Raw genomic sequence first — 19,912 nt, 5'->3', positions numbered from 1 at the left:
CACGACCTTGTCCGAGAACACGACCGTCACGTCCGCCGACGGAACCACCATCGCGTACTCCGCCTGGGGCGACGGCGACCCGATCATCATCATCGACGGCGCGACCGCGTACCGCGCCACGACCCCCGAGAACGCGGCGACCGCCGAACTGCTCGCCGATCGGTTCCGCGTCGTGAACTACGACCGGCGCGGGCGCGGCGACAGCGGCGACACGGCCCCCTATGCGGTCGAGCGCGAGTTCGACGACCTCGCCGCGATCATCGCGGAGGTCGCGGACGGACGTCCGGTGACCGTCTTCGGATGGTCCTCCGGGGCGCTCCTGGCCCTGAACGCCGCGCAGGCCGGCGTTCCGATCGCACGGCTCGCACTGTTCGAACCGCCCGTCGTCGCGAACGGCTCCCGCGCGCCGCTGCCGGCCGACTACGTCGAGCAGCTCGACGCCGCGGTCGTCGAGGGTCGCCCGGGCGATGCCGTCGCCCTCTTCATGACCGAGGCCGCCGGGATGCCGGGCGAGATGGTCGACGGAATGCGCGGGACCGAGTTCTGGCCGATGCTCGAGGCGATCGCCCCGACCATCGCCTACGACGGCCGTCAGGTCGGCGACACGATGTCCGGTCGGCCGCTGCGCGAGAACCTCTGGGATCGCATCGACATCCCGGTGCTGGTCATGCACGGCACCGAGACCTGGCCGCACCTGGCCGCCGGTGCACAGGCGGTCGCCGAGCACCTGCCGACCGCGACCCTGATGCCGGTCCCCGGTGAGAACCACAGCACGACCGCCGACGTGCTCGCGCCGGCGCTGCGCGGCTTCATCGAGGAGGACTGACATGGGACGCATCGTGCTCACCGAGTTCATCTCGCTCGACGGCGTCGTGGAGGCACCCGGCGGCGAGGACTTCAAGTACCCGAACTGGAGCTTCGAGTTCGACCGCGGCGACGACGGCGAGAAGTTCAAGGAGGACGAGGCACTCGGATCCTCGGCGCTGCTGCTCGGGCGCACGACCTACGAAGGGTTCGCGTCCGCGTGGCCGCACTACGACGGCGAGCTCGCCGAGAAGTACAACGGCATGCCCAAGTTCGTCGTGTCGAGCACGCTCAGCGAGCCGGAGTGGAACAACACGACGGTGCTCTCCGGCGACCTCGTCGACGAGGTGGCGCAGCTCAGGCGGAGCGTCGACGGGGACATCTCGGTCGCGGGGAGCATCCGGCTCGCGCAGGGCCTGCTCTAGGCCGACCTGGTCGACGAGATCCACCTCATGTCGTTCCCGGTGCTCCTCGGCCACGGGCGCAGGCTCTGGACGGAGATGCCCGACCGCACGGTGTGGAAGCTCACCGAGGCCACGACGTACGGCGACGGCGTGCTCCTCACCATCCTGGAGCGTGCCCGATGAGGGAGGTCACGGTGCCCATGACGCGCCACGACGACTGGACGTGGCGACGATCGCACGGCACAATGCGTGAATGTCCGTCGCAGGCGTCTCCGACCGCACCGTGCCGAACCTCCCGTCGCGGGATCTCGATGCCACCGAGGGGTTCTACGCGCGCTTCGGGTTCGCGAGACGCTTCCGCGACGACGGGTGGATGATCCTGCGACGCGGTCGGCTCCAGCTCGAGTTCTTCCCCGCGCCCGACCTCGACCCGGCGACGAGCGCGAGTCGCTGCACCATCCGCGTCGCCGACGTCGACGAGCTGGCGGCGAGCATCGTCGCCGCGGGCGTGCCGATCGCCGACCACGGGTTCCCCCGTCTCCACGAGGTGCGACCGCAGAGCTGGGGGTTGCGGGCCGGGCATCTCGTGGACCCCGACGGCAACCTGCTCACCCTGATCGAGGAGCGCTGAGGCGCCGCGGCGTCCGTCGACGACGGGCGTCCCGGCGGCGCTTCAGCTCAGGGGTGCAGCCGACGCGTCGATGCAGACGACTCCCGTGTTGCCGTCCTGGTCGGCGATCACGGTGAGGGATGGGGCGTCGCTGTCGTCGACGACCGTCCCACCTGCGGCGACGGCGGCGGCGATGCGCTGCTCGGCCACTTCGGGCGCCACGTAGACCTCGACGTGGAACCGCTGACGCGGCGTCCGGCCTTCGTCGCCCTCCTCGGCGTCGCCGAACCACAGGTTCGGCACCCGACCGGTGGCGTCCCGGATCTCGTCGCTGGGGGAGCCGTGGCCCTGGGCCTCGGCGGTCCCCGTCAGCAGCGCCGCCCACACCGGGGCGATGGTCGCGGAGCGTGCCGTGTCGAGGCCCAGCTCGATGACGCTGACCGCGGTCGGGTCCGCGACGAGCCCGTGGTCGGCGGCGATCCCGGTGATCCGTCGCGCGAGGTCGACGTCCAGCCGGGTCACCCACTCGACGACGTGTTCGGTGCCCTCGTCGTCGCGGTAGACGGCGTCGTCGCTGACCAGCTCGAGATCGACGCAGCCGTCGCCGATCGACACGGTCGGGTGGTGACCGATCGAGTCACCCGCCTCGCCCACCGCGACCACGAACCGTGCGCCGGCGCCGAAGTCGTCGACCAGGTAGCGGGCGTGGAGTCCCTGCGCCAGCTTGCGCCAGTCGGTGAGGTCGGCCGCGGCGATCTCCTTCCCCCTGAGCATGTCCATACCCGCCGACCCTAGCCGCGAACGGTGCCTGGGGGGAGGGGCCACGTAGGCTGGAATCCACGAGGACGATCCATTTCGACCAGAGGAGACGCACGTGGCCGGACACCGGATCTACGGGATGAGCTTCGGCAGCATCTACCCGCTGTACGTGCAGAAGGTCGAGCGGAAGGACCACACCAGGGCCGAGCTCGACCAGGTCATCACGTGGCTCACGGGCTACGACGACGCCGGACTCGACGAGGCGATCGCCGACGGGCGCACCCTCGAGGCGTTCTTCGCCGACGCCCCGCAGATGAATCCGAACGCCTCGCTCATCACGGGCGTGATCTGCGGCATGCGCGTCGAGGAGATCGAGGACCCGCTCATGCAGAAGATCCGCTACATGGACAAGCTCGTCGACGAGGTCGCGCGCGGCAAGAAGATGTCGTCGATCCTGCGCGGCACGGCGACCGCGAAGGCCTAGCGGCGGTCGAGGATCTCGTCCTCGACGTCCGCGTCCGACCGGTTGCGATCCGCCTTCGCCGGGCGCCGTGGGGTGGTCGGCCGGCGCGCTTCCGCCCGGTTCCCCTCGTGAGCGGATGGCGCGGCCCCGCGCGGGGCGTGTGCGTCCGCCGCGCCGTCGCCCGCGGCATCCGTCTCGAGCACCTTTCGCTCCTGGTTCGCGAACCAGGCCAGCGCGATGAACGCGAGCAGCGCGAACACGAACCACTGCAGCGCGTAGGAGAGGTGCGGACCCTCGTCGCGCACCGGCCTGGGGAGCGCGACGGGCGGTTCGCTCGCGGTGGCGCCCGACTGGATCAGGATGCCGTAGGCGCCCGTATAGGCGGGCGCGTCGACGCGCTCGGCGAACTCGTCGAGGTCGATCGTCGCGAGTTCCGCGCCCGAGGACGTGCGGCCGGCGATCCGCCCTTCGCCCGCCTTGAGGCGCGCCGTGATCTCGACCTCGCCGGCGGGCGGCGCCGCGACCTCCGACGGACGGCCATCCGAGTCCTGCGGGATCCAGCCGCGATCGACCATGAACACCGTGCCGTCGGCGAGGCGGAACGGCGTGATGACCTCGAAGCCCGTGCTGCCTCCGTACGGTCGGTTGCGCACGACGACCTCCTCCGACGCGAGGTACTCGCCCGTGGCGGAGACCACCTGCCAGCGCTGGTCGATGTCGAATCCGTCCGGGTCGGGGAGGGCCTCGGCGAGCGGCACCGGGACGGCGTCGTAGTTCGCGTCGATGCGGGCGACCTCGGCGAGCGCCTCGGCGCGGCGGTTGAGCTGCCAGGTGCCGAGCGCCGAGCAGGCGATCGCGAAGACGATGACGAGCGCGAGGTAGCCCGCCCAGCGGGGCGACGCGAGGAACCGCCAGCGGTTCATGCGCCCTCACCACCCGAGCGCGCGTCACGGCCGAGCGGCGCCGCGGGCGCGGCATCCGTCGCCTCGAACGGCGCCACCCGGACCGGGAACGAGCGCGAGGCGAGGAAGTCGCGCAGGTACTCGACGTGATCGTCGCACGCGAGCCAGGTCTTCACGCGGTCCTCCGAGTGGATCTTCGGGTTCCGCCAGTCGATGCGCCACGCCGCGCCCTCGCGGCATCCCGCGCGGGAGCAGCCGCCCTGCGGGGCGGCGGAGGAGAGGCCGATCACCGGTCGTCCTCCCGGTCGTCGGTCGTGCGGTCGTCCGCCGGGGCGTCGGGCTCACGCGCAGCGCCGGGCCCCTCGGTCGAGCCGGCGTCCGCGGATGTCGACGGCTCGGTGCCGCCCGCGGCGTCGGCCGTCGTCCAGTCCGTCCCGCCGTCCGCGCGGCGCAGCGGCACGATCCCTCCGGGGCTCTCGACCTCGGACCGGCGCGTGGTCGCCACGTTCGCGACGACGACGGCGAAGTAGGGCAGGAACACCGCGCCGAGCGCGAACACCAGCAGCCACCAGCCCTGCACGAACAGCAGTGCGACGATGCAGGCGACACGGATCGACATCATGACCGTGTACTTGATCATGCGTGCACGGCGTTCCGCCTCGGGCGACGGCGGCAGCGACGTGATCGACTGCAGGGGTTGGTGCTTCATGGTGGTCGCCGTGGACTGCGGCGCACTCCTCCCCTCAAGCCTACGTCCGCTGGGGGCGACGGATGCCGCGAACTCGGCAACCTCTATGCTGGGACGGGCCGCGCGCTCTCGTCGCGCACCCTTCGAGCCGAGCACGCCGGAATCCGCGGGCCGGCCGGCACAGCCCCCGAGAGAGACGGAGTCCCGCCATGACCACGAGCCGCACGGTGCTGGTGACCGGAGGCAACCGGGGGATCGGCTACGCGATCGCCGAGGAGTTCGTCGCGCAGGGCCACCGGGTGGCCGTGACCGCGCGCTCGGGCGACGGGCCCGCGGGCACGCTCACCGTGCGCGCCGACGTCACCGACGCCGAGTCGATCGACCGGGCGTTCTCCGAGATCGAGGCCGAACTCGGCCCGGTCGAGGTCCTCGTGGCGAACGCGGGCATCACGCGCGACACGCTCCTCATGCGCATGAGCGAGGAGGAGTTCACGAGCGTCGTCGACACCAACCTCACCGGCGCGTTCCGCGTCGTGAAGCGCGCCTCGAAGGGCATGCTGAAGGCCCGCTTCGGCCGCATCGTGCTCATCTCGAGCGTCGTCGGCCTGTACGGCGGCGCCGGCCAGGTCAACTACTCGTCGTCGAAGGCCGCCCTCGTCGGCATGGCCCGTTCGATCACGCGAGAGCTCGGCGCCCGCAACATCACCGCCAACGTCATCGCGCCGGGCTTCATCGAGACCGACATGACCGACGCGCTCCCGGAGGCCCAGCAGGCCGAGTACCGGAAGAGCATCCCGGCGGGCCGGTTCGCGACGCCGTCGGAGGTCGCGAAGGTCGTCGCGTGGGTCGCCGGCGACGACGCGGGCTACATCTCGGGCGCCGTCATCCCGGTCGACGGCGGCCTCGGCATGGGGCACTGAACCCGGAGCGGATGCCGCGAGCGGGCTCCGCACGTCAGCGATCGATGCGGACCGCCGTGTACGGCGTCGTCGGCGTCGCCGGAGTCCCGAATCGCGCGTTCGGCAGGTACAGCCCGTCGCCGAACGAGTCGACGGTCGTCGGCACGTCGAAGTCCGGGTCGGTCAGGACGTCGACGACCTCGCCCGTCGTGCCGGACGGGTCGAGCCGGATCTCGGCGACCTGGTTCAGCTGGTTCTGGACCACGTAGAGCGTGCGTCCGATGACGAGCATCCCGTCGCCGTTCGGCAGGCTCGCGCCGCCGAGGTCGACCGCGGTCGCATCGCCCGACGCCGGATCGACGCGGTAGAGCGTCTGGGTCGAGCTCTGGATGACGAGCAGCGCCTGACGGTCGGGTGTGGCCACGATGCCGTTCGCGTTGAAGAACCCCTGCTGCACCCACTCGCCGCCGAGCGGCACCGTCTCGACGTCGTCGGCGTCGGGCAGCGCTCCGCCCGGGCCGAGCGGGAGCCGGTAGAGCTCCGCCGCGAAGCTGTTGGTGAACCACGCGGCATCCCGGGTCACGATGACGTCGTTGATGAACCCGGACGCGTCGGTGAGCTGGTAGGACGCCAGGACCTCGCCCGTCGCCGTGTCGATGACCCGCGCATCGCCCGCGTCACCACCCGCGACGAAGAGACGCCCCTTCGGGTCGAGGTCCAGGCCCACCGATGGCGTTCCCGGGCCTTCGCTGACGACCTCGCTCTCGCCGCTCCGCAGGTCGGCGGCGTAGATGTCGCCGTCGGCGAGCGAGCCGAAGTACGCGGTGCCGCCCGGCGCGATCGCGACCCCCTCCGGCTGGAAACCGTCGGGCAGGTGGATCACCGATTCGACCGCACCACCGCCGGCCGACGAGTGCGGTCCCGCCACGGCCGGCGAGGCGACCGAGACGAGCAGGAGCGCGGCGAACGCGCCGACGGCGGACAAGCGTGCGACGTTGCGGCTGGTCATGGGTTCAGGCTAAGCACGACCAGCGGGTGCCGCGTGGGGTTCGGATGCGACTCCCAGCCCGCACCGGGGATACGAGCTCAGCCGCGCAGTCCCGCGAGCGCGAGCACCCCGCTGAGGTCGACGCGGTCGATCGCGACATCCGCCTGCGCCCGCACGACGGGCTTCGCGCAGAACGCGACGCCGAGCGCCGCCCGATCCAGCATGCGCAGGTCGTTGGCGCCGTCGCCGACCGCGATCGTCCGGGAGAGCGGGGTGCCGGATGCCGCGGCCCACTCCTCGAGCGAGCGCCGCTTGGCCTCCGCGTCGACGATGTCGCCGAGCACGCGGCCGGTGAGCCGATCGCCGTCGACCTCGAGCCGGTTCGCCCGGCAGTGGTCGAGCCCGAGGCGCTCGGCGAGCGGATCGAGCAGCTCGTGGAAGCCGCCGGACACGACGCCGACGCGCCCGCCCGCAGAATGCACGCCGTCGATCAGTTCCTGCACGCCGGGCGTGGGCGTGAGACGCTCGCGCGCGGCGAGCACCTCGGCGACCGGGAGCCCGGCGAGCGTCGCGACGCGTTCGCGCAGGCTCGCGGCGAAGTCGAGCTCGCCCCGCATCGCGCGCTCGGTCACCGCGGCGACGTGCTCGAGGCTGCCCGCAGCCTCGGCGAGCAACTCGATCGCCTCCTCGCGGATCAGGGTCGAGTCGGCGTCGAGCACGACGAGGAGGCCGCCCTCACGGCCGGTGGTGCCGCGACTCACGCGTGCTTCCGCACGTGGGACCCCTTGCCCACGACGGTGATGCCGCTGTCGGTGACGACGAAGCCGCGCGCGCGGTCCTCCGCACGGTCGACGCCGATGTGCGCGCCCGCCTCGACCACGACCTCCTTGTCGAGGATGGCGCGCCGCACCGTGGCGCCCGCCTCGATGCGGGCGCGGTCGAACAGGATCGAGTCGGACACGTTCGCACCCGAGCCGACGATCGCCCACGGACCGAGCACGCTGCGCTCGACGTGCGCGCCCGAGATCACCGAGCCGAGCGAGACGATCGAGTCGATGACGGTGCCGAGCGAACCGCGCGCGTCGCGCGTGAACTTCGCGGGCGGCGAGTTGACCTGCTGGCTGAAGATCGGCCACTCCTGGTTGTACAGGTTGAACACGGGCAGCACCGAGATGAGGTCCTGGTGGGCCTCGAAGAACGAGTCGATCGTTCCCACGTCGCGCCAGTAGTAGCGGTCGCGGTCGGTGGAGCCGGGGACGTCGTTGCCCTTGAGGTCGTAGACGCCGGCGTTGCCCTGCGACACGAACGCGGGGATGATGTCGCCGCCCATGTCGTGGCTGGAGTCGGTGCGCTCGCCGTCGCGCAGCACGGCGTCGATCAGCGCGTCGGCGTTGAAGACGTAGTTGCCCATCGAGGCGAGCACCTCGCCGGGGGAGTCGGGCAGGCCCTCGGGGTCGCTCGGCTTCTCGAGGAAGCGGTGGATGCGGTCGGGCGACTTCGGGTCGATCTCGATGACGCCGAACTGGTTCGCGAGCGAGATCGGCTGGCGGATGGCGGCGACCGTCGCATCGGCGCCGGAATCGATGTGCGCCTGGATCATCTGGCTGAAGTCCATGCGGTAGACGTGGTCGGCGCCGACCACGACGATGATGTCGGGCTGCTCGTCGTAGATGAGATTGAGGCTCTGCAGGATCGCGTCGGCCGAACCCGAGAACCAGCGCTTGCCGAGGCGCTGCTGGGCCGGCACGGATGCCACGTACGAGCCGAGCATGCCGTCGAGGCGCCAGGTCTGGGACACGTGCCGGTCGAGGCTGTGCGACTTGTACTGGGTCAGGACGACGATCTGCTGGAGACCCGAGTTGATGAGGTTCGACAGCGCGAAGTCGATCAGGCGGTACTGACCCCCGAACGGCACCGCCGGCTTGGCCCGGTCCTCGGTCAGGGGCATGAGGCGCTTGCCCTCGCCGCCCGCGAGCACGATTCCGAAGATCTTCCGCGTAGCCATGTGCCCAGCGTAGTCAGCCGGACGCCGCCGACGACAGGTGGTTGACGGCCCGTGACCGACTGGGGCTAACGTTGCCGCATGCGAGTCGACCTGCTCACGCGCGAATACCCGCCCGAGATCTACGGAGGCGCCGGCGTGCACGTCGCCGAGCTCGTCCGCGCGCTGCGTCGCGACATCGACGTGCAGGTGCGCTGCTTCGGCGCCCCGCGCGAGGAGGCGGGCACGACCGCGTACGCGACGCCGGCCGAGTTCGCGGGCGCCAACGCGGCGCTGTCGACGATGGGCGTCGACCTGCTGATGGCGCAGGATGCCGCGGGGGCCGACCTCGTGCACTCGCACACCTGGTACGCGAACTTCGCCGGCTTCACCGCCAAGGCGCTGCACGGCACGCCGCACGTCGTCACCGCGCACAGCCTCGAGCCGCTCCGGCCGTGGAAGGCCGAGCAGCTCGGCGGCGGCTACCGCGTGTCGAGCTGGGTCGAGCGCACGGCGTTCGAGGACGCCGACGCGGTGATCGCGGTGAGCGACGGGATGCGACGCGACATCCTCCGTTCCTATCCGGACATCGACCCGGCGAAGGTCTCGGTCGTCTACAACGGCATCGACCTGACCGACTGGCATGCGAACGACGACGCCGACCTCGCGCGGTCCCTCGGCCTCGACCCCGACCGCCCGTCGATCGTCTTCGTCGGCCGGATCACGCGGCAGAAGGGCCTGCCGTACCTGCTGCGCGCGGCGCGCTCCCTGCCCGACGACGTGCAGCTCGTCCTCTGCGCGGGGGCGCCCGACACCCCGGAGATCATGGCCGAGGTCTCGGGCCTCGTCGACGAGCTCGCGGCGACCCGCCAGGGCGTCGTGTGGATCGATCGGCACCTGCCGCGGAGCGAGCTCACGGCCCTGCTCACCGCGGCGACCTGCTTCGTCTGCCCGTCGGTGTACGAACCGCTCGGCATCGTGAACCTCGAGGCGATGGCGTGCGGCGCGGCGGTCGTGGGCACGGCGACCGGCGGCATCCCGGAGGTCGTCGACGACGGCGTCACGGGCGTGCTCGTGCCGATCGAGCAGCACGACGACGGCACCGGCACCCCCCTGGATCCCGACCGCTTCGTGGCCGACCTCGCCGCGGCGCTCGAGCGCGTCGTGGCCGACCCCGAGCGGGCCCGGGAGATGGGCGCGGCGGGCCGTCGGCGTGCCGAGGAGCACTTCGCGTGGGGGGCGATCGCGGCCGACACGCGCGCGCTCTACGAGCGCGTGCTCGCCGGTCGGTGACGGGCGCCGCGTGCGCGGGCCGGTCTCCCGAGTCCCACTAGGCTGGAGACCATGGCGTCTACGGTCCTGCAGTTCCAGAATGTCTCGGTGGTTCGCGATGCGAACACGATCCTCGACGGCATCGACTGGAACGTGGACTCCGACGAGCGGTGGGTGATCCTCGGCCCCAACGGGGCGGGCAAGACGACGCTGCTGCAGATCGCCGCGGCCGCGATGCACCCCACCAGGGGCTCCGTCGAGGTGCTGCAGGAGGCGCTCGGCAAGGTCGACGTCTTCGAGCTGCGCCCGATGATCGGCTTCGCCTCGACGGCGATGGCCCGGCTCATCCCGCGGAACGAGAGCGTGCTGAACACGGTGCTCACCGCGGCCTACTCGGTCACCGGCCGGTGGAACGAGGAGTACGAGTCGATCGACGACCGGCGCGCGCAGCGCGTGCTGAAGGAGTGGGGCCTCGACGGCTTCGCCGAGCGCCGGTTCGGCAGCCTCTCCGACGGCGAGCAGAAGCGCGTGCAGATCGCGCGGTCGGTCATGACCGACCCCGAGCTGCTGCTGCTCGACGAGCCGGCCGCGAGCCTCGACCTCGGGGCGCGGGAGGAGCTCGTGGCGCTCCTCGGCGGCTACGCCTCGTCGAAGTCGTCGCCGGCGATCGTCATGGTGACCCACCACGTGGAGGAGATCCCCGAGGGCTTCACGCACGCGCTGCTCCTCGCCGACGGCGCGATCCGCGCGGCGGGGCCGATCGCCGAGGCGCTCACCTCCGAGACGCTGAGCGACACCTTCGCCATGCCGATCGAGCTCACCGAGCGCGACGGCCGCTACACGGCACGCGCCGCCCGGTGACGCACCGAGGCGATCGCCTCTGCTAGAATCGTGTTTTGGCCAAAGGCCGACACGCTTCCCTGCCCTCGAGGCGGGGCGACCCCACATCCGATCAAGCAAGGATTCTCATGAAGACCGACATCCACCCCGAGTACAACGCCGTCGTCTTCCGCGACCTCGCCTCGGGCGAGACGTTCCTCACCCGCTCGACGGTGACCAGCGACAAGACCATCGAGCTCGACGGCGAGACCTACCCGGTGATCGACGTCGAGATCTCGTCGGCCTCGCACCCGTTCTACACGGGCAAGCAGCGCATCATGGACTCGGCCGGCCGCGTCGAGAAGTTCAACAAGCGCTTCAAGGGCTTCGGCGCGTAAGACGCTCCACGACAGGGGCGGGCGACTTCGGTCGTCCGCCCCTTCGTCGTGCCCGGGTCATTCCCATGTCAGGCCCGGGTGAGCCCCGCCGCCCAGTCCAGCGCATCGAGCTGCGCCTGGTGCGCCGTGATGCGGCCGGCGTCGAGGGCCTCGCCCGCGGCGAGGAGCACCGCCGCCTCGTCGGGCGTCTCCGCGCCCTCGTCGATCACGGAGCGTGCCCGGTCGACGAGTTCGCGGATCGAGATGCGCTCGTGGAGGAACTGCGCGGCGAGCTCGCGGAGCGCGAGCAGGAGCGTGGCGGGCTCCCGCGGGTCGGGCACGCCCGCGCCGAGTTCGACGAGCGCACGGCCGAGCGCCTCCCGGAGATCCCACGGCGAATCCGCGTCGGACATGCCGGCGAGCTCGTGCAGTGCGGGGGAGTCGAGCCCCGCGACGGTCGCCTCGACGGCCGCATCGACGAGGAAGCCGGGCGGGCTGTCGCCGAGGATCCAGAGCGCGCTCGCCTCGATGAGCGCGTCGGTCGCTGAGCGGACGGGCGGTCGATCCGACATGGCTCAAGACTCCCACGTCGCACGCGACGGCGCGACGGACTTCCGGCCCGCGCTCAGCGGAGCGGCCAGGCTCCCGAGGTCGTGAACCCGGGCTCGCCGTTCATGCGGCGCCACTCCTGGTAGCTCTCGGCCTGCTCGCGCGACCAGTCGACCTGGCTGGCGTGCAGTTCGGCGATCGCGGTCGCGGCGAGCTCGGGGAACGAGCGGGCGATGGCCTGCGCCACCCGACCGGCGGCGATCGCGTCGGCACCGGCGTCGTGCGCCGCGGTGAGCTCGACCCCGTAGTGCTCGCACGCCGCCGTGAGCGTGCGCTTGCCGCGCCGGAAGCGGTCGACGGCCTTGTCGATCACCAGCGGGTCGATCACGAACCCGGGGCCGCGGAAGGCCTCGTGCGCGTAGCGCTCGGCCTCACGGTGGAGCACCGAGAGGTCGTAGGCGGCGTTGTACGCGACGATCGGGAAGCCGCGCGCCGCGGCATCCCGCAGCGCGTCGATGATCTCGGCGACCGCCTGTGCCGCCGGTCGCCCCTCGAGGCGCGCGCGCTCGGTCGACACGCCGTGGATCAGGGTCGCCGCCGTCGGGATCTCGACGCCGGGATCGACGAGCCACTCGCGTTGCTCGAGCACCGCGCCATCCGACCCGATCACGCCGACGTGGGCGGTCACGATGCGGCACGTGTCGATGTCGATGCCGGTGGTCTCGAGGTCGAACACCGCGAGGGTGTCGGCCCAGGATGCGACGGGGGAGGGCTCCATGCCGGTCACGGTATCGGCGGCCTCCGACAGCGCTCAGGTGGCGCGCCGTAGGATGCTGGGGATGATCGCCTCACCGTACGCCGCCGACCTCGAGCGGATCCCCGTCCGCGAGCACCGCGCCCCCGTGCTGGGCAGCGAGACCGCCTGGTGGGAGTACGGCCCGGAGGACGCCCCCGTCATCGTCGCCGTGCACGGCTTCCGCGGCGACCACCACGGCCTCGAGCCGATCGTGGCGAAGCTCCCCGGCTACCGCGTGCTCATCCCCGACCTGCCCGGATTCGGCGCCTCGGCCGCGTTCGCGGGCCGCCCGCACGACATCGACGCGTACGCCGACTGGCTCGTCGCCTTCATCGACGCCGCGGGGGTGACGGATGCCGCGGCGCGAACCGGCGGATGGACCCTGCTCGGCCACTCCTTCGGTTCGATCGTCACGAGCGCCGCGGTGGCATCCGGCCTCGCACCCGACCGGCTCATCCTGCTCAACCCGATCGGCGCGCCCGCCCTCGAGGGCCCGCGTGCGATCATGACGAGGCTCGCGGTCGCCTACTACCGCGCCGCGGCGGCGCTCCCCGAGCGGGCGGGCTTCGCGCTGCTCCGCAACGGCGCCATCGTGCGCGTCATGAGCGTCACCATGGCGAAGACCCGCGACCCCGAGCTGCGCCGGTTCATCCACGACCAGCACGACCGGTACTTCTCCGCGTTCGACGACCGCGACGCCGTGCTGCAGGCGTTCGAGGCATCCGTCGGGCACGACGTCCGCGAGTACGCGCCCGGCATCGCCACCCCGACGCTGCTCGTCGTCGCGGAGGACGACGACGTCACGCCGATCGAGGCGCAGTACCGACTGCGGCCACTCTTCGAGGACGCGACGCTCGCCGTCATCCCCGACGTCGGCCACCTGATCCACTACGAGACGCCCGGCGAGGCGGCGGGCCACATCCGCGTGTTCGTCGAGGGTGAGCGGGCGTGAGGCTCGTCGTCGACTGCCGGTACGTCCGCATCGACCACCACGACGGCATCAGCCGGTTCACCGCGGGCATCGTCGCGGAGCTCGCGAAGCGGCATCCGCTCACCATGCTCATCAGCGACCATCGACAGCTCGACAAGCTGCCCGCGCTGCCGTGGGAGATGGTCAGCGGGCCGACGAGCGTGCGCGAGCCGTGGGTCGCCCGGCAGGTCCGCAAGCTCCGGCCCGACGTGGTCTTCTCGCCCATGCAGACCATGGGCTCGTGGGGCCGCGACTACGGCCTCGTCCTCACGCTGCACGATCTCATCTACTACGAGAACCGCACCCCGCCGCGCGACCTGCCCGCGTTCGTGCGCGTGCTGTGGCGGCTGTACCACCTCATGTGGTGGCCGCAGCGGATGCTGCTGAACCGGGCCGACGCGGTCGTCACCGTGTCCGAGACGAGCGCCGGCCTCATCCGGAAGCACCACCTCACGAAGCGGCCCCTGACGGTCGTCCGGAACGCCGCCGACGAGATCGGCGCACCCGACCTGCCGCGTGCGCGTCCCGAGGGGGGCCGGCTCGTCTACATGGGCTCGTTCATGTCGTACAAGGGCGTCGAGACGCTCGTGCGCGCGGTCGCGCAGCTGCCCGACCACGAGCTGCACCTGATGAGCCGCGTCAGCGACGAGCAGCGGCGGCGCCTCACGCGCATCGCACCCGAGGCGCGCCTCGTCTTCCACGACGGGGCGACCGACGAGGAGTACGCGGCGGTGCTCGCCCGGGCGACCGCACTCGTCACCGCGTCTAAGGCCGAGGGCTTCGGGATCCCGCTCGTCGAGGCCATGCGCCTCGGCACGCCGGTCGTCGTGAGCGACATCCCGATCTTCCGCGAGATCGGCGGCGAGGCGGCGACCTACTTCGCGGTCGACGACGCGGATGCCGCGGCTCGCGCGATCGCCGCGCTCGACGAGCCCGGGGAGTGGGAACGGCGGTCCGCGGCATCCGTCGACGTCGCGCGGCGCTTCACCTGGAGCGCGTCGGCGGAGCGACTGCTCGAGGTGCTCACCGAGGTCGGCGGGACCAACCGCCGCGCGGCCCACTCGCGCGGGCGGCGCTGAGCCGACTCGCGCCGGCCGACTCGCGCTGGCCGACTCACCCCGCGTTCGGGCTCGCCTCAGGCGAGCGCTGCTGCCATCGCCGTGAGCGTCTCGGTCGCTCCCGCGTCGAGCTTCACCGTCGCGCGGCTGTCGCCCTTCGTGATCCCCCGGTTCACGACCACGATCGGCACCCGTCGACGCCGGGCGATCTCGAGCAGGCGCACCCCGGAGTTCACGACGAGCGACGAACCGGCCACGAGCAGCACGTCCGCGCGCTGCACGAGCGCCGCCGCCTGCCGGTACACCGGCGTCGGAACGAACTCGCCGAAGAACACCACGTCGGGCTTCAGCGTGCCGCCGCACACCGTGCAGGCCGGGATCACCATCGACTCCACGTCGTCGACCTCGACGTCGCCGTCGGGCGCCGGCCGGATCGCCACGTCGAGGTCGATGTGCGGGTTCAGCTCGGCCAGGCGGTCCGCGACGGACTGCCGGGCGAACACCTGGCCGCACGACAGGCACACCACGCGGTCGGACGCGCCGTGCAGCTCGACGACGTGGGAGCTGCCCGCCCGGCGGTGCAGGCCGTCGACGTTCTGCGTGACGACCCCGGACACGACGCCCGACTCCTCGAGCCGCGCGAGCGCGCGGTGCCCGTCGTTCGGCTGCGCCGTGCCGAAGGTCCGCCAGCCGAGGTGGCTGCCCGCCCAGTAGCGCTTCCGCGCCGCCGCCGACGCGACGAACGTCTGCATCTTCATGGGCGTGCGCACCGGCGCACCCTGTCCGCGGTAGTCGGGGATGCCCGAGTCGGTGCTCACACCGGCGCCCGTCAGCACGGCCACGCGCGACCCGCGCATGAGGCCGATCGCCTCGTCGAGCAGCACGTCGGACGGCGCCGGTGCCTCGAGCCCTGTGACCACGCGCGTCTCCCTTCGACGGTGCTGCGATTCTAGACATGCGGCTTTTCCGGGATGTTTCCGGAGGGCGCGCCGACCCGGGAGGACCCATGCGCATCGAACACGTCACGGACGCGACATCCGACGCCGTCGCGGACTACGCCAGGCTCACGGACGTCGCGCTCCGCAGCATCACCGAGCCCGAGCGGGGCGTCTTCATCGCCGAGTCGGCCAAGGTCATCCGTCGCGCGATCGCGGCCGGCTGCACGCCGCGCTCGGTGCTCATGGAGGAGAAGTGGCTCGCCGACCTCGAGCCGCACCTGGCGCCGTTCGACATCCCCGTGCACCTCGCCGACCCCGCCGGTCTCGAGGCCATCACCGGGTACCGCGTGCACCGCGGCGCGCTCGCCGCGTTCGAACGGCCGGAGCTGCCCGACCCCGCCGCCCTCCTCGCGGATGCCCGGCGCGTCGTCATCCTCGAGGACATCGTCGACCACACGAACGTCGGCGCGATCCTGCGGTCGGTCGCGGCGCTCGGCGCGGACGCCGTACTGGTGACGCCGCGATGCGCCGACCCGCTCTACCGGCGGAGCGTCCGCGTGAGCATGGGCACGGTGTTCCAGGTGCCGTGGACCCGCCTGCCCGAATGGACCGAGGCGCGCGAGTTGCTCACCGCGCACGGCTTCCGGGTCGCGGCCCTCGCACTCGCCGACGACGCCGTCACGCTGCGGGAGCTCGCCGCCGACCCGCCCGAGCGGCTCGCGCTCGTGCTCGGCGCCGAGGGCGACGGCCTCTCCCGGCAGGCGCTCGCCGCCGCCGACGCCATCGTGACGATCCCGATGGCGCACGGCGTCGACTCGCTGAACGTCGCAGCGGCCGCCGCCGTGGCGCTGTACGCGCTCGCATAGGTCGGCTGGGTATCCTGCAACGGATGTCTCGCACGCTCGACCCGGCCCCGCCCGCCCCGACGCGACCCTCGAAACCGTCGGCCGCGGTGTACCGGCGGCGACGGATCGTCGCGGTCGCCATCCTCACGGTCCTGCTCGGCCTGCTCGTCGGCGGCGGGATCTACACGTCGTCGGCGCTCGGCGCGCCGATCCCGGTCGCCGAGCCCGCGATCGACGACCCGGCGCCCCTCGTCGCCGAGGCGCAGGCCGTCGACCAGCCGGGCTTCGGCACCTGGGCGGTCGGTGCGGTCGGCTTCGACGGCCTCATGGCCGCGGGCGGCGAGGACACGCCGATGCCGATGGCCAGCATCGCGAAGGTCGTCACCGCGCTCGTCGTGCTCGAGGAGCACCCCATCCCCGAGGGCGAGGGGGGCCCGCAGATCGCGTACACGGACGCCGACATCGACATCTACTGGGACATGATCGCGCAGAACGGGTCGGTCGCGCCGGTCGTCGCGGGCTCCGAGCTCTCGCTGAAGGAGAGCCTCGAGGCGATGATGCTGCCCTCGGGCAACAACTACAGCATCTCGATCGCGAACTGGGCGTTCGGCTCGGTCGACGCCTACCTCGCGCGGGCGACCGACTGGCTCGCCGCGCACGAACTCACCGAGACCCGCGTGGTCGACACGAGCGGGCTCTCGCTCGACGACGTCAGCACGGCCGCCGATCTCGTCCGACTCGGCGAGATCGCCCTCGAGAACCCGACGCTGGCCGAGATCGTCGCCACGCAGTCGGTCGCCATCCCGGAACTCGGCACGATCAAGAACTCGAACCGCCTGCTGGGCACGCACGGGATCGACGGCATCAAGACGGGGACGACGGATGACGCGGCGAACCTGCTGTTCTCCGCCGACGTCGCGGTGGGCGAGGCATCCGTCACCCTGGTCGGCGTCGTGCTCGGCGGCGACACGCACGCGGTCGTGCGCGAGGCCGTGGCCGGACTGGTCGACTCGATCGGACCGGGGTTCCACGAGGTCGTCGCGCTCGAGGCCGGGCGGCCCCTCGCCGCGTACGCGACGCCGTGGGGCGACGCCGCCGAGGCGAGGGCGACCGAGGGGGCGACGGTCGTGGTCTGGTCGGACACGCCCGTCGACGTCGCCGTCCGGGCCGACGCCCTCCGCCTCGTCGCCGACGGTGCGGAGGTCGGGACCGCGACGGTCACGGCCGGCTCGCAGGTGATCGAGGTCCCGCTCGTGGTCGACGGCGCGCTCGAGGACCCCGGCGCGTGGTGGCGCCTGTCGAACCCGGGCGCGCTCGACGAGGGCGTCGTCGCCGAACCGCCCGCCGGCTGAGCGGCGCGGTGGGCTCGGCGGGTCGCCGGGCTCGGTCGGGGCGCCGGGTCAGCCGCCTGGCGTCGACTCCGGGCGCGACGAGTACGGCCCGGCCGCCGGCCGCTTCGGCGTGACGAGGTCGCCCGACGACTGGTGCCGGATGCGGCGGATCACCCACGGAACGAGGTACTCGCGCGCCCACGAGAGGTCCTCGGTGCGGGCCTCGCGCCACGAGCGCTCGGGCAGCGGCTCGGGCTTCATCGGCTCGAGGTCGTTCTCCACGTTGAGCGCCTGCAGCACCATCCGGGCCACGGTGTGGTGGCCGAGCGAGTTCAGGTGGAGGCGGTCGCGGTCCCACATGCGCTCGTCCTGGATCTCGGCGAGCGCCCACTGGTCGGCCACGAGGCAGTCGTGCTTCTGCGCGATCGCGCGGAGGTTCTCGTTGTAGATCGCGACCTTGCCGCGGATGCCGCGGAACACGGGGGAGAAGCCGACGTCGACGCCGGTGAAGATGACGATCGTCGCCCGGTCGCGTGCGAGGCGCTCGATCGCGTACTCGAACCGCGCCGAGATCTCGTCGGGGTCGGTGCGCGGACGGATGACGTCGTTGCCGCCCGCCGAGATCGTGATGAGGTCCGGTCGCAGCTCGACGGCGGGCTCGACCTGCTCGTCGATGATCTGCTGGATGAGCCGGCCGCGGATCGCGAGGTTCGCGTACGCGAAGTCGTCGGCGCCCTGCGAGAGCACCTCCGCGACGCGGTCGGCCCAGCCGCGGTGGCCGCCCGGTACGCCGGGCTCGGGGTCCCCGATGCCCTCCGTGAACGAGTCGCCGATCGCGACATATCTCGACCAGGGATGCTGCTGGGTGACCATGCCTCCATTCTGCACGTGCGCCCGCCGGCGATCGCCAGGGCACCTCATCCACGCGCGCGCCGCTCGGGCGTCGCGCCGTCGACCGTCGGCCGTGCGGGCGTGCGCCGCGATCGGTCGAGCGCGTAGAGGACCGGCCTCGGCGCGACTCGGTGGTCGGCGAACGTGCGCAGCACGAAGGTCCGGAAACTGCGCCGGGTGACGAGCGCGGGAACGATGTCCCGGTAGTGGTCCCACCGGCAGTGGTTCACGACCGTGAAGCTCGCCCCGTCGAGCGGCTCCAGGACGGTCGAGTTGTCGAGGGCGGTCTCGTCCTGGAACCAGCCCGCGGTGTACTGCCAGGCGTGCAGGTTGCCGGCGACGTCGTCGGCGGTGAAGTAGTTGAACAGGAACACGCCGGGGCGCTCGTGGTCCACCGGGCCGATCCGGCGCACGTTCCTCGCGGCGAACGTCAACCGGGTCGGGAACTCCTCCCCGAGCGCGGTCACGGCGGGGTGGGCGGCCAGCGCAGCGGCGTCGTCCACCGAGCCGGTCTCCACCAACAGCACGGCGTCGTACACGGCCCGATCGGCGTACTGCCCCTCGAACCCGCGACTGGTGCCGGGCGGCACCAGCGTCGCGCGGAACACGTCGGCGCGTCGCACGCCATCGACGGTGGCGAACAGCGCCCGCAGCCGGTGCAACCGGCCCAGGGCGGCGCGACGTCGCTTGGACGGCACGGCAGGCGGAATCGGCCATCGGCCGGAGCTGATCCCGACGAACAGGAAGCCGTTCGTGGACGGCTCGACCAGGCGAGCAGTCGTCCAGGATGTGTGAATCTCAGCGTTCATCGTGGGCACCTCTCCATCGTCGTAGGACTCAAGGGTGGATCCGAGCGAGCACGGGTGGCAATATCGTTGAATTCATGGACCGGGCGAGGCCGAGCATTGCGGACGATGCGAGCGCACAACACGGGGCGCTGATGAATAAACGGCGAGGGCGCCCGGCACGAGGCGGCCCGAGTCGTCGCGAGCGCATCCTGAGTGAAGCGCGCGCCGCGTTCGTCGAACGCGGGTATCGCGGGGCGACGATGCGGGCGATCGCCTCCACATCCGATGTCGACGTCGCGCTCGTCAGCTACTACTTCGGTTCCAAGGGCGATCTCTTCGCCGCGGCGTTCGCGCTCGAACTCCGACCTGCGCGCGTCGCACGAGGTGCGGTCGGCGGCGACCCGGCGCGGGTCGCCGATCGCCTCCTCCGAGCGGTGCTGCTGACCTGGGAGGATCCCGCGTCGAGTTCGTCCATGCGGGCGTTCATCGAATCCGCGATGACGGATCCGGAGCTCCTGCGCTCGTTCCGCGAGTACATCGAGCACGAGGTCGTGGATGCCCTGGCCGAACAGCTTCCGGACCCTCGAGCCCGCGCTCGAGCCCACGCCGCGGTGCAGGTCATCATCGGGCTGATCTTCAGCCGATACATCCTGAGGCTCGAACCCTTCGCGCGCGTCCCACCTCGCGAGGCGTATCGGATCCTGCGCCCGGTCGTGGCGGCCGCGTTCGCGTGACGGCCCGCGGACGAGTCATCCGTGTCGGTCGGCTGCACTACAGTGC

At 71.9% G+C, this 19,912-nt stretch carries 24 protein-coding genes and 1 pseudogene; 13 read left to right on the top strand and 12 right to left on the bottom strand.

The genetic code is table 11. The features are described from left to right. Positions 1–7 precede the first annotated feature (7 nt). From GLX25_RS13960 to GLX25_RS13950, 3 genes and pseudogenes are all read left to right on the top strand, one after another. The gene (locus GLX25_RS13960) at positions 8–826 is read left to right on the top strand and encodes an alpha/beta fold hydrolase (protein WP_155843064.1); all 819 of its coding nucleotides are present in this window, start codon (positions 8–10) and stop codon (positions 824–826) included. Position 827: 1 nt separating this feature from the next. After that, positions 828–1,391: pseudogene (locus GLX25_RS13955) on the top strand (dihydrofolate reductase family protein). Between the two features lie 70 nt (positions 1,392–1,461). Beyond that, complete coding sequence (locus GLX25_RS13950; RefSeq protein ID WP_155843063.1) at positions 1,462–1,839, top strand: bleomycin resistance protein; 378 nt, start codon at positions 1,462–1,464, stop codon at positions 1,837–1,839. 42 nt (positions 1,840–1,881) lie between these two features. On the opposite strand, the gene GLX25_RS13945 is transcribed toward GLX25_RS13950, so the two are convergent. Continuing rightward, complete coding sequence (locus GLX25_RS13945; RefSeq protein WP_155843062.1) at positions 1,882–2,598, bottom strand: 4a-hydroxytetrahydrobiopterin dehydratase; 717 nt, start codon at positions 2,596–2,598, stop codon at positions 1,882–1,884. 94 nt (positions 2,599–2,692) lie between these two features. Here GLX25_RS13945 and GLX25_RS13940 point away from each other — a divergent pair, with 94 nt between their 5' ends. Then, positions 2,693–3,061 carry a DUF2200 domain-containing protein gene (locus GLX25_RS13940; RefSeq protein ID WP_166548824.1) on the top strand — a complete coding sequence of 123 codons (369 nt, stop codon included), beginning with the start codon at positions 2,693–2,695 and terminating at the stop codon, positions 3,059–3,061. Here GLX25_RS13940 and GLX25_RS13935 read toward each other — a convergent pair. From GLX25_RS13935 to GLX25_RS13925, 3 genes are read right to left on the bottom strand one after another with little or no spacing between them, the layout of a single operon-like run. After that, on the bottom strand, positions 3,058–3,963 hold the full coding sequence (locus GLX25_RS13935; protein WP_155843061.1) for an SURF1 family cytochrome oxidase biogenesis protein: 906 nt from the start codon (positions 3,961–3,963) through the stop codon (positions 3,058–3,060). The genes GLX25_RS13940 and GLX25_RS13935 overlap by 4 nt on opposite strands. Beyond that, entirely contained in the window at positions 3,960–4,229 is a 270-nt protein-coding gene (locus GLX25_RS13930) for a hypothetical protein (protein WP_271192621.1), read from the bottom strand. The genes GLX25_RS13935 and GLX25_RS13930 overlap by 4 nt, the downstream gene beginning before the upstream one ends. Beyond that, the gene (locus GLX25_RS13925; RefSeq protein WP_155843059.1) at positions 4,229–4,651 is read right to left on the bottom strand and encodes a DUF3099 domain-containing protein; all 423 of its coding nucleotides are present in this window, start codon (positions 4,649–4,651) and stop codon (positions 4,229–4,231) included. The genes GLX25_RS13930 and GLX25_RS13925 overlap by 1 nt, the downstream gene beginning before the upstream one ends. A 188-nt stretch (positions 4,652–4,839) precedes the next feature. Between GLX25_RS13925 and GLX25_RS13920 the strand changes: the two genes are divergently transcribed. Beyond that, entirely contained in the window at positions 4,840–5,550 is a 711-nt protein-coding gene (locus tag GLX25_RS13920) for a beta-ketoacyl-ACP reductase (RefSeq protein ID WP_155843058.1), read from the top strand. A 34-nt stretch (positions 5,551–5,584) separates the two neighbouring features. On the opposite strand, the gene GLX25_RS13915 is transcribed toward GLX25_RS13920, so the two are convergent. The 3 genes from GLX25_RS13915 to glgC all read right to left on the bottom strand — a co-directional run bounded on the left by GLX25_RS13915 (position 5,585) and on the right by glgC (position 8,522). Next, positions 5,585–6,538 carry an SMP-30/gluconolactonase/LRE family protein gene (locus GLX25_RS13915; protein ID WP_155843057.1) on the bottom strand — a complete coding sequence of 318 codons (954 nt, stop codon included), beginning with the start codon at positions 6,536–6,538 and terminating at the stop codon, positions 5,585–5,587. A 77-nt stretch (positions 6,539–6,615) separates the two neighbouring features. Next, positions 6,616–7,278 (bottom strand): phosphoserine phosphatase SerB, encoded by a 663-nt coding sequence (serB, locus tag GLX25_RS13910; protein WP_166548823.1) that lies wholly within the window; start codon positions 7,276–7,278, stop codon positions 6,616–6,618. Beyond that, on the bottom strand, positions 7,275–8,522 hold the full coding sequence (glgC, locus tag GLX25_RS13905) for a glucose-1-phosphate adenylyltransferase (RefSeq protein ID WP_155843056.1): 1,248 nt from the start codon (positions 8,520–8,522) through the stop codon (positions 7,275–7,277). Before glgC ends, serB begins: the two co-directional genes overlap by 4 nt. Positions 8,523–8,600: 78 nt before the next feature. Between glgC and glgA the strand changes: the two genes are divergently transcribed. The 3 genes from glgA to GLX25_RS13890 all read left to right on the top strand — a co-directional run bounded on the left by glgA (position 8,601) and on the right by GLX25_RS13890 (position 10,987). Next, the gene (gene glgA, locus GLX25_RS13900) at positions 8,601–9,791 is read left to right on the top strand and encodes a glycogen synthase (protein ID WP_155843055.1); all 1,191 of its coding nucleotides are present in this window, start codon (positions 8,601–8,603) and stop codon (positions 9,789–9,791) included. A gap of 51 nt (positions 9,792–9,842) precedes the next feature. Further along, positions 9,843–10,631 (top strand): ABC transporter ATP-binding protein, encoded by a 789-nt coding sequence (locus tag GLX25_RS13895; protein WP_155843054.1) that lies wholly within the window; start codon positions 9,843–9,845, stop codon positions 10,629–10,631. 107 nt (positions 10,632–10,738) lie between these two features. Further along, positions 10,739–10,987: a type B 50S ribosomal protein L31 gene (locus GLX25_RS13890; protein WP_129233276.1), complete on the top strand. Its 249-nt coding sequence runs from the start codon at positions 10,739–10,741 to the stop codon at positions 10,985–10,987. Positions 10,988–11,055: 68 nt separating this feature from the next. On the opposite strand, the gene GLX25_RS13885 is transcribed toward GLX25_RS13890, so the two are convergent. Together GLX25_RS13885 and GLX25_RS13880 are read right to left on the bottom strand one after the other, a co-directional pair. Next, positions 11,056–11,538, bottom strand: a complete 483-nt coding sequence (locus GLX25_RS13885) for a hypothetical protein (RefSeq protein ID WP_155843053.1) — start codon at positions 11,536–11,538, stop codon at positions 11,056–11,058. A 53-nt stretch (positions 11,539–11,591) separates the two neighbouring features. Beyond that, positions 11,592–12,293, bottom strand: a complete 702-nt coding sequence (locus GLX25_RS13880; RefSeq protein WP_155843052.1) for an exonuclease domain-containing protein — start codon at positions 12,291–12,293, stop codon at positions 11,592–11,594. Between the two features lie 61 nt (positions 12,294–12,354). Between GLX25_RS13880 and GLX25_RS13875 the strand changes: the two genes are divergently transcribed. After that, the gene (locus GLX25_RS13875) at positions 12,355–13,263 is read left to right on the top strand and encodes an alpha/beta fold hydrolase (protein ID WP_155843051.1); all 909 of its coding nucleotides are present in this window, start codon (positions 12,355–12,357) and stop codon (positions 13,261–13,263) included. After that, the gene (locus tag GLX25_RS13870) at positions 13,260–14,360 is read left to right on the top strand and encodes a glycosyltransferase family 4 protein (protein WP_166548822.1); all 1,101 of its coding nucleotides are present in this window, start codon (positions 13,260–13,262) and stop codon (positions 14,358–14,360) included. Before GLX25_RS13875 ends, GLX25_RS13870 begins: the two co-directional genes overlap by 4 nt. Before the next feature lie 56 nt (positions 14,361–14,416). Here the strand turns inward: GLX25_RS13870 and GLX25_RS13865 are convergent, their stop codons facing one another. Continuing rightward, on the bottom strand, positions 14,417–15,196 hold the full coding sequence (locus GLX25_RS13865; RefSeq protein WP_155843823.1) for a Sir2 family NAD-dependent protein deacetylase: 780 nt from the start codon (positions 15,194–15,196) through the stop codon (positions 14,417–14,419). A 149-nt stretch (positions 15,197–15,345) separates the two neighbouring features. On the opposite strand from GLX25_RS13865, the gene GLX25_RS13860 reads away from it, so the two are divergent. Then, positions 15,346–16,143, top strand: a complete 798-nt coding sequence (locus GLX25_RS13860; RefSeq protein ID WP_155843050.1) for a TrmH family RNA methyltransferase — start codon at positions 15,346–15,348, stop codon at positions 16,141–16,143. A 23-nt stretch (positions 16,144–16,166) separates the two neighbouring features. Continuing rightward, on the top strand, positions 16,167–17,474 hold the full coding sequence (locus GLX25_RS13855) for a D-alanyl-D-alanine carboxypeptidase family protein (RefSeq protein ID WP_155843049.1): 1,308 nt from the start codon (positions 16,167–16,169) through the stop codon (positions 17,472–17,474). Positions 17,475–17,522: 48 nt separating this feature from the next. Here GLX25_RS13855 and GLX25_RS13850 read toward each other — a convergent pair whose 3' ends face one another. Together GLX25_RS13850 and GLX25_RS13845 are read right to left on the bottom strand one after the other, a co-directional pair. Then, the gene (locus GLX25_RS13850) at positions 17,523–18,326 is read right to left on the bottom strand and encodes an SGNH/GDSL hydrolase family protein (protein WP_155843048.1); all 804 of its coding nucleotides are present in this window, start codon (positions 18,324–18,326) and stop codon (positions 17,523–17,525) included. A 44-nt stretch (positions 18,327–18,370) separates the two neighbouring features. Further along, on the bottom strand, positions 18,371–19,153 hold the full coding sequence (locus tag GLX25_RS13845) for a hypothetical protein (protein ID WP_155843047.1): 783 nt from the start codon (positions 19,151–19,153) through the stop codon (positions 18,371–18,373). On the opposite strand from GLX25_RS13845, the gene GLX25_RS13840 reads away from it, so the two are divergent. Then, positions 19,132–19,866, top strand: a complete 735-nt coding sequence (locus tag GLX25_RS13840) for a TetR/AcrR family transcriptional regulator (RefSeq protein ID WP_155843046.1) — start codon at positions 19,132–19,134, stop codon at positions 19,864–19,866. The two genes, GLX25_RS13845 and GLX25_RS13840, sit on opposite strands and share 22 nt — an antisense overlap. The last annotated feature ends 46 nt before the right edge of the window (positions 19,867–19,912 follow it).

This window comes from Agromyces luteolus (assembly GCF_009729855.1).
GTDB lineage: Bacteria > Actinomycetota > Actinomycetes > Actinomycetales > Microbacteriaceae > Agromyces > Agromyces luteolus.
The sequence above is the reverse complement of the archived record's forward strand: the minus strand, read 5'-3'. Positions and strand labels throughout refer to the sequence as shown.

Excerpts from the sequence above, each read along its gene's own strand:
- GLX25_RS13920 (WP_155843058.1), top strand. The coding sequence starts at position 4,840 with ATGACCACGAGCCGCACGGTGCTGGTGACCGGAGGCAACCGGGGGATC.
- GLX25_RS13865 (WP_155843823.1), bottom strand. The coding sequence starts at position 15,196 with ATGCGCGGGTCGCGCGTGGCCGTGCTGACGGGCGCCGGTGTGAGCACC.
- GLX25_RS13915 (WP_155843057.1), bottom strand. The coding sequence starts at position 6,538 with ATGACCAGCCGCAACGTCGCACGCTTGTCCGCCGTCGGCGCGTTCGCC.
- GLX25_RS13890 (WP_129233276.1), top strand. The coding sequence starts at position 10,739 with ATGAAGACCGACATCCACCCCGAGTACAACGCCGTCGTCTTCCGCGAC.
- GLX25_RS13860 (WP_155843050.1), top strand. The coding sequence starts at position 15,346 with ATGCGCATCGAACACGTCACGGACGCGACATCCGACGCCGTCGCGGAC.
- GLX25_RS13850 (WP_155843048.1), bottom strand. The coding sequence starts at position 18,326 with ATGGTCACCCAGCAGCATCCCTGGTCGAGATATGTCGCGATCGGCGAC.
- GLX25_RS13845 (WP_155843047.1), bottom strand. The coding sequence starts at position 19,153 with ATGAACGCTGAGATTCACACATCCTGGACGACTGCTCGCCTGGTCGAG.
- GLX25_RS13945 (WP_155843062.1), bottom strand. The coding sequence starts at position 2,598 with ATGGACATGCTCAGGGGGAAGGAGATCGCCGCGGCCGACCTCACCGAC.
- glgA (WP_155843055.1), top strand. The coding sequence starts at position 8,601 with ATGCGAGTCGACCTGCTCACGCGCGAATACCCGCCCGAGATCTACGGA.
- GLX25_RS13950 (WP_155843063.1), top strand. The coding sequence starts at position 1,462 with ATGTCCGTCGCAGGCGTCTCCGACCGCACCGTGCCGAACCTCCCGTCG.
- GLX25_RS13840 (WP_155843046.1), top strand. The coding sequence starts at position 19,132 with ATGTGTGAATCTCAGCGTTCATCGTGGGCACCTCTCCATCGTCGTAGG.
- GLX25_RS13925 (WP_155843059.1), bottom strand. The coding sequence starts at position 4,651 with ATGAAGCACCAACCCCTGCAGTCGATCACGTCGCTGCCGCCGTCGCCC.
- GLX25_RS13895 (WP_155843054.1), top strand. The coding sequence starts at position 9,843 with ATGGCGTCTACGGTCCTGCAGTTCCAGAATGTCTCGGTGGTTCGCGAT.
- GLX25_RS13885 (WP_155843053.1), bottom strand. The coding sequence starts at position 11,538 with ATGTCGGATCGACCGCCCGTCCGCTCAGCGACCGACGCGCTCATCGAG.
- GLX25_RS13875 (WP_155843051.1), top strand. The coding sequence starts at position 12,355 with ATGATCGCCTCACCGTACGCCGCCGACCTCGAGCGGATCCCCGTCCGC.
- GLX25_RS13855 (WP_155843049.1), top strand. The coding sequence starts at position 16,167 with ATGTCTCGCACGCTCGACCCGGCCCCGCCCGCCCCGACGCGACCCTCG.
- GLX25_RS13880 (WP_155843052.1), bottom strand. The coding sequence starts at position 12,293 with ATGGAGCCCTCCCCCGTCGCATCCTGGGCCGACACCCTCGCGGTGTTC.
- glgC (WP_155843056.1), bottom strand. The coding sequence starts at position 8,522 with ATGGCTACGCGGAAGATCTTCGGAATCGTGCTCGCGGGCGGCGAGGGC.
- GLX25_RS13935 (WP_155843061.1), bottom strand. The coding sequence starts at position 3,963 with ATGAACCGCTGGCGGTTCCTCGCGTCGCCCCGCTGGGCGGGCTACCTC.